The 6,668-nt window shown below is 73.5% G+C and carries 6 protein-coding genes; 4 read left to right on the forward strand and 2 right to left on the reverse strand.

The window, feature by feature from the left end; all coding sequences use genetic code 11:
- Positions 1–82: 82 nt before the first annotated feature.
- Together FOE67_RS12320 and FOE67_RS12325 are read left to right on the forward strand one after the other, a co-directional pair.
- Positions 83–730 carry a type III secretion system chaperone family protein gene (locus tag FOE67_RS12320; RefSeq protein ID WP_182663523.1) on the forward strand — a complete coding sequence of 216 codons (648 nt, stop codon included), beginning with the start codon at positions 83–85 and terminating at the stop codon, positions 728–730.
- A 103-nt stretch (positions 731–833) separates the two neighbouring features.
- Positions 834–1,595, forward strand: coding sequence for a phosphoglyceromutase (locus FOE67_RS12325; RefSeq protein ID WP_182663525.1), 762 nt, complete (start codon positions 834–836; stop codon positions 1,593–1,595).
- A 787-nt stretch (positions 1,596–2,382) separates the two neighbouring features.
- Here FOE67_RS12325 and phoU read toward each other — a convergent pair.
- Positions 2,383–3,057 (reverse strand): phosphate signaling complex protein PhoU, encoded by a 675-nt coding sequence (phoU, locus tag FOE67_RS12330; RefSeq protein ID WP_182663526.1) that lies wholly within the window; start codon positions 3,055–3,057, stop codon positions 2,383–2,385.
- A 400-nt stretch (positions 3,058–3,457) separates the two neighbouring features.
- Here phoU and FOE67_RS12335 point away from each other — a divergent pair, with 400 nt between their 5' ends.
- Positions 3,458–4,834, forward strand: a complete 1,377-nt coding sequence (locus FOE67_RS12335; protein WP_182663528.1) for a sensor histidine kinase — start codon at positions 3,458–3,460, stop codon at positions 4,832–4,834.
- A 5-nt stretch (positions 4,835–4,839) separates the two neighbouring features.
- A complete protein-coding gene (gene phoP, locus FOE67_RS12340) occupies positions 4,840–5,511 on the forward strand; it encodes a two-component system response regulator PhoP (RefSeq protein WP_497987007.1) in 672 nt (223 codons plus the stop codon).
- A gap of 233 nt (positions 5,512–5,744) precedes the next feature.
- On the opposite strand, the gene FOE67_RS12345 is transcribed toward phoP, so the two are convergent.
- A complete protein-coding gene (locus FOE67_RS12345) occupies positions 5,745–6,464 on the reverse strand; it encodes a copper chaperone PCu(A)C (RefSeq protein WP_182663530.1) in 720 nt (239 codons plus the stop codon).
- Positions 6,465–6,668: the final 204 nt, after the last annotated feature.

Raw genomic sequence — 6,668 nt, forward strand, 5'->3', positions numbered from 1 at the left:
GCCTCCCCCTTCCCCGACGCCCTTCCCGCCGTCGGGGGCGCCGGTCCCCGCCGCGCCGGGGGCGGCCCCCTACGATCGGGGCATGGCTGAGCCGCGACAGACCCCGGACCGCACCGCCCCGGAGCCGGCGCCCGCCGCCGGCACGACCGAGCCGGCGGATCCCGCCGAGCGGGCCCGCCGCACCGTCGAGGAGGCGCTGACCGACCTCGCCGGGGCCACCGACGCCCGCTGGGAGAGCCCCGGCCCCGGGCGGTACGTCGTCACCCTCCCCGGCACCCGCAAGCTCTCCACCACCTGCTCGCTGGTCGTCGGCGAGCACTCCCTGTCGGTCAACGCCTTCGTCATCCGCCGCCCCGACGAGAACCACGCCGAGGTCCACCGCTGGCTGCTGGAGCGCAACACCCGGCTGTACGGCGTCGCCTACGCCCTCGACGGCCTCGGCGACATCTACCTGGCGGGTCGGCTGCCGCTGGCCTCGGTGACGGCCGAGGAGATCGACCGCGTGCTCGGCACGGTGCTGGAGCAGGCCGACGGGGCGTTCAACACCTTGCTGGAGAAGGGGTTCGCCGGCGCCATCCGGCGCGAGCACGCCTGGCGCACCGCGCGCGGCGAGTCCACCCGCAACCTGGAGGCGTTCGCGCACCTGACCCGGCCGCCCGCCGAGACCGCCGGGCCGAGCGGCCCCGGCGCCGACCCGGGCCCCGACTCCGGCACCGACCGACCGGCCTGACACCCGGTCACCGGCCGGGGACCCGCCCCGACGGATCCCCGGCCGGTGTCCGCTCCGCGAGCCCCGTCCGACCCCGACCCGGGAGTTCGTTTAGGCTCGGAACATGGCCGACGCACCGTACCGTCTGATCCTGCTCCGCCACGGCGAGAGCGAGTGGAACGCCAAGAACCTGTTCACCGGTTGGGTGGACGTCAACCTCACCGAGAAGGGTGAGCAGGAGGCCGTCCGGGGCGGTGAACTGCTCCGGGAGAACGACCTCCTCCCCGACGTCCTGCACACCTCGCTGCTGCGACGCGCCATCCGGACCGCCAACCTGGCGCTGGACGTCGCGGACCGCTCGTGGGTCACCGTCCACCGCAGCTGGCGCCTGAACGAGCGCCACTACGGCGCCCTCCAGGGCAAGGACAAGGCCGCCACCCTCGCCGAGTTCGGCGAGGAGCAGTTCATGACCTGGCGCCGCTCCTACGACACCCCGCCGCCGGTCCTGGAGGACGGCGCCGAGTGGTCGCAGAGCGACGACCCCCGTTACGCCCACCTGCCCTCCGACCTGCGTCCGCGCACCGAGTGCCTCAAGGACGTCGTGGTGCGGATGCTGCCGTACTGGTACGACTCGATCGTCCCGGACCTGAGCGCCGGCCGCACCGTGCTGGTCGTCGCCCACGGCAACAGCCTGCGCGCCCTGGTCAAGCACCTGGACGGCGTCTCCGATCAGGACATCGTCGGGCTCAACATCCCCACCGGCATCCCGCTGCTCTACGAGCTGGACGCCGACTTCTCCCCGATCACCCCCGGCGGCCGCTACCTCGACCCGAAGGCCGCCGAGGCCGCCATCGAGGCCGTGAAGAACCAGGGCCGCAAGAAGTAACGCCACGCGCCATCCGGCCCCCGTCCCGCGAGTTCTTCGCGGAACGGGGGCTTTGATGTCGGAGCCGCGGGGTGAAGGGGCGGCACCCCCGGGTGTCCCCGGGGCCCGACGGCGCGGACCGGCAACCGTCGGGCGGGTTGTCGGGGAGCGCTTCGAGCGCTCCGCCGAGCGGGTGCGCACCGGATGGCGGCGTGACGGGGACCCGACCCACAGGGGGCCGGGTGCTTTGTGCCACGAAGGCGACCCGGGCCCGTGGCGGTGCCGGTCCGTGACCGTTGCGTCATGCCCCGCGGAGAGGACCCGCGGGCCTCCCGTCCGTTTCGGGGAGCCGCCCCTTTCAACCGGCTGCGGGTCACCGGTTCCGCCGACATCCCGTGGCGCCGAGCTGTCGCCACCGGTGCCGACGCCGCCGGTGCCCTCGCCGGCCGCGCCGCGAACGTCTCCCGCGAGCACGCGCACGGGCGAGGGGCCCGGGGCGCGACGGGTGTCGCGCCCCGGGCCCCGGGGTGTGATGCTCCGGACCGCCGCTGTTCGGTCGGCGGCCCGCGCCGGATGTCCCGCCTCAGCAGGACCCGCCGCACTGGCAGGACCCGCCGGACTGGCAGCCGCAGCTGCATCCCGATCCGCAGCTGCAGGACGCGCGCGTCACAACCTGCTCGACCATGGGATTCCTCCTCCGTGGCGAAACGGCCTCTTCCTCCGGACCGTTCCTCCCCGGGCCGTCGGCACGCCACCCGGGCGCATTCCCGGCGCGCGGAAGCATTCGCGCGCCGAGGTTCGCCCCGGCTCAGGCCTCCGGTGCCGGCTCCGGCTCGAACTCGTCGGCGTGCTCCCCCGTCACCAGGTACACGACCCGACGCGCGACCGACACGGCGTGGTCGGCGAACCGCTCGTAGTACCGGCCCAGCAGGGTCACGTCCACGGCGGTCTCGATGCCGTGCTTCCACCGGTCGTCCATCAGGTGACGGAACAGGTTGCGGTGGAGCGAGTCCATCGCGTCGTCGTCGTGCTCCAGCTGCATGGCCAGCTCGACGTCCTTGGTGATGATCACCTCGGCCGCCTTGGCCATCAGCCGCTGCGCCAGCTGTCCCATCTCCAGGATGGTGGCCTGGAGGTCCCGGGGCACCGCGGAGTCGGGGAAGCGCAGCCGCGCCACCTTCGCCACGTGCTGGGCGAGGTCGCCGGACCGCTCCAGGTCGGCGCTCATCCGCAGCGAGGTCACCACGATCCGCAGGTCCGTGGCGACCGGCTGCTGGCGGGCCAGCAGCGCTATCGCGCTGTTCTCCAGGTCGCGGTGCATCTGGTCGACCTTGTCGTCGCCCTCGATCACGCTCTCGGCGAGCTTGAGGTCGGCGTCCAGGATCGCCGTGGTCGCGCGTCCCATCGCGGAGCCGACGAAACGGGCCATCTCCACCAGGTTGTCGCTGATCGCGTCCAGTTCCTCGTGATACGCGTCACGCATGTTGTCGTGCCCTCTCCTGCCGTTCTCCGACCGGTACCGGTCGTGTTTCCGCCGCTGCCCGTGCGCCGTGCGGTCCCCCGGGGTTCCCTTCCGTCGGCCGATCCCCGGGCCGCGGGCGGCCCGGGACGTCGGCGACGGGACGTCGGGGTGTTCCCCGAAGTATCCCCCGACCCCGTCCCGGCGACCCGGATCCACGGCGTCGGACCCGTCACGGGGCCCGAGGGACCGGCGTGCGCCGCTGGGTGCGCGCCGTTCGATGCCACCGTTCGCGCCCCGGACGACCGGCGCGACCCCGGAAGGTGAACCGACTGCGTCGGGAAGGTGAACTTCTACGGGACCCCGGACGAGCATTCGCCCCCGGCTCTGTGGCCCGCTTGTCGCCGCCGCATAACCTGAGGTCATGGACGTGAACGCGGCGGTCGCCGCAGTGGCCGCGGTCGCCGGGCTCTGTACCGGCGTCTTCGCCATGCTGGCATTCCGCATCAGCGAACGCGAACGGACGCGCCCGCTGCGCTCCGGTCTCCCCGCCGACCAGGGGCTTCCACCGGGTGTGGACACCGTGCTGTCGGTGCTCCGTTCCTCCGCCGTGGTGCTCGACGAGGGCGACGGCGTGGTCAAGGCCAGCTCCGCCGCCTACGCCCTGGGGCTGGTGCGCGGCGGTCGGCTCGCCGTCGAGCCCATGCTCGCCATGGCCCGGGACACCCGCCGCGACGGCGAGATCCGACAGCGGGAACTGGACCTGCCCCGCCGCGGCCGGGGCCGTTCGGACGCCCTGGCGGTCTCCGCGCGCTCCGCGCCGCTCGGCTCGCGCCTGGTCCTGCTGCTGGTCGAGGACCTCACCGAGGCCCGGCGCATCGAGGCGGTGCGACGCGACTTCGTCGCCAACGTCAGCCACGAGCTGAAGACCCCGGCCGGAGCCCTGTCCCTGCTCTCGGAGGCCGTCATGGACGCCTCCGACGACCCGGAGGCCGTCACCCGGTTCGCCGGACGGATGCAGGTGGAGGCCACCCGGCTGACCAGCCTGGTGCAGGAACTGATCGACCTCTCCCGCGTGCAGGACAACGACCCGTTGACCAACGCGGAAACGGTGAGCGTCGACGAACTCGTCGGCGAGGCCATGGACCGCTGCCGGCAGGCCGCGAGCGGCAAGAACATCACCATGGCCTCGGGCGGAGCCACCGGCCTCACCCTGTGGGGCAACCGCGGCCAGCTCGCCGCCGCCCTCGGCAATCTCGTGGAGAACGCCGTCAACTACAGCCCGGCGCACACCCGGGTGGCCATCGCCGCCGCGCGCATCCCGGCGGAGGAGGCGGGCGCCCCACGGGGCGCCGACCAGATCGAGATCTCGGTGACCGACCAGGGCATCGGCATCTCGGAGACCGATCGGGAGCGCATCTTCGAGCGCTTCTACCGTGTCGACCCGGCCCGTTCCCGGGCCACCGGCGGCACCGGTCTCGGCCTGGCCATCGTCAAGCACGTGGCCGCCTCGCACGGCGGGGAGGTCCAGGTGTGGAGCGCGGAGGGCCAGGGCTCCACCTTCACGCTGCGGTTGCCCGAGCCGGGCAGCGCGCGTGCGCGCCACCGCGCCGCCCGGCGCGACCGGAACGCCACCGGCGGCGCGTTGCACGAACCGGCGGACTTCCCCGACGTCTCCGCGGACGAGGACGGCATGGTGACCGGCGAGGTCACCGTCGATCCGTCCCCGGGGTCGAACGGGGAACGCGGTCCGTCGGCAGTCACCCGCACCAACGATCCCGCCCGGGAGGTCACGCCGTGACCCGAGTGCTCGTCGTCGAGGACGAGGAGTCGTTCAGCGACGCCCTGTCGTACATGCTCCGCAAGGAGGGCTTCGAGGTCGCCACGGCGGCCACCGGGCCCGAGGGGCTGGACGAATTCGAACGCAACGGTGCCGACCTGGTGCTGCTGGACCTGATGCTGCCGGGGCTGCCCGGCACCGAGGTCTGCCGCCAGCTGCGGGGCCGTTCCAACGTGCCGGTCATCATGGTGACCGCGAAGGACAGCGAGATCGACAAGGTCGTCGGTCTGGAGATAGGAGCCGACGACTACGTCACCAAGCCGTTCTCGTCGAGGGAACTGGTGGCCCGGATCCGCGCGGTGCTCCGCCGCCGCGGTGACGCCGAGGACGAGGCGCCGGCGGCCCTGGAGGCGGGCCCGGTGCGGATGGACGTGGACCGCCACGTGGTCACGGTCTCCGGCCGCAAGGTGGACCTGCCCCTCAAGGAGTTCGACCTGTTGGCGATGCTGCTGCGCAACGCCGGCCGGGTGCTGACCCGGATGCAGTTGATCGACCGGGTCTGGGGCGCCGACTACGTGGGCGACACCAAGACGCTGGACGTGCACGTCAAGCGGCTGCGGGCGAAGATCGAGCCGGACCCGGGGGCGCCTCGCTACCTGGTGACGGTGCGCGGCCTGGGGTACAAGTTCGAGCCGTGACGGCCCCCGGGCCCTCCGGTCGGGGTGAGGGCCGGACCGGGGAGCCGGTCCGGCCCTCCCGGCCCGCACCCCGGGGCGGCTCCGAGGGTTCGGCGACGGACGTGCGACGGGCCCCGGCGCTCCCACCCTTCCGGGGTGGGAGCGCCGGGGCCCGTCCTGCTGTTCCGGGGCCCGCCGCCGGCGACGGTCCGCGTGCGCGACGCGGACCGCGCGGGAGCGGCCGGGGGCGGGGATCAGTCCTCGCCGGTGCCGCCGGTCTCGCCGGTGCGGCCGGGGTCGACCTCGTCGCCGTCCTCGTCCTCGACCTCGCCGGGCAGGCGGTCGGCGGGGGCCTCCTCGTTGTCCTCGCCCTCCTGGAGGCCCTCCTCGATGTCCTCCACGCCCTCGATGGCGTCCTCGTCGATCCCGGCCTCGTCGTCGCCCTCGACCTCGTCGAGGGTCGGCGGCGCCCAGTCGGAGTAGTAGTCGAAGAAGTCGACCACCGGCATGACCCGCGCGTACAGGGAGGCCTCGCCGGTGTCGCTCAGGTCGAAGACGAGGTGCTGGGCGTTGCCCGCGGCGATGCCCGCGCCCTGCGGGTCGTCGATGATGGCGAGGGCGTTGCCCTCGCCGCCCAGGGCGAGCGAGCCGCGCGCGGGGATGACGATCTCGTCCTCGCCCTCGGCCGGGATCAGCTCCATCTCCTCGCCGCTGCCGGGCAGGGTGATGGAGACCAGGGTCTGGTCCTCGGCGCCGTCGTTGAAGATCCGCGCGCTGACCCCTGCGGGGCCGCCCTCCTCCTCGGAGAGCAGCACGTTGACGTTCTGGATCTTGATGTCCTCGACCTGCACGGCGGCCTGCATGGGGCCGACCTGGTCCGTCTCGGCATCGAAGCCGGCGCCGCAGGCGGTCACAGTGGCGATCGAGAGCACGAAGGTCGCGGTCAGGGAACCGCGTCGAAGGCTGCTGCTCACGGCGGCGGCATCTCCTTGGTCGAACTTCGGCGGCGGGTCGCACGCCCGGCCGCGCTGCGGGTGTCATCGGAATGGCGACACCCAGCCTATCGAGCGGGTCCGCGCGGTTCGCAGCCGACCCGGCCGTGGCGTCCGGGGGACGCGGGCGCCGGTCGGTCGCGGGGGTGCCGCGGGGTGCCGTCCCGGGGGGTCGGAGGTCCCAAC

Origin of the sequence: Streptomyces calidiresistens (assembly GCF_014141525.1) — a bacterium.
Lineage (GTDB): Bacteria > Actinomycetota > Actinomycetes > Streptomycetales > Streptomycetaceae > Streptomyces > Streptomyces calidiresistens.

Bases quoted from the DNA above. Each gene is read 5' to 3' on its own strand.
- FOE67_RS12335 (WP_182663528.1), top strand. From the start codon at position 3,458: ATGGACGTGAACGCGGCGGTCGCCGCAGTGGCCGCGGTCGCCGGGCTC.
- FOE67_RS12325 (WP_182663525.1), top strand. From the start codon at position 834: ATGGCCGACGCACCGTACCGTCTGATCCTGCTCCGCCACGGCGAGAGC.
- FOE67_RS12320 (WP_182663523.1), top strand. From the start codon at position 83: ATGGCTGAGCCGCGACAGACCCCGGACCGCACCGCCCCGGAGCCGGCG.
- phoU (WP_182663526.1), bottom strand. From the start codon at position 3,057: ATGCGTGACGCGTATCACGAGGAACTGGACGCGATCAGCGACAACCTG.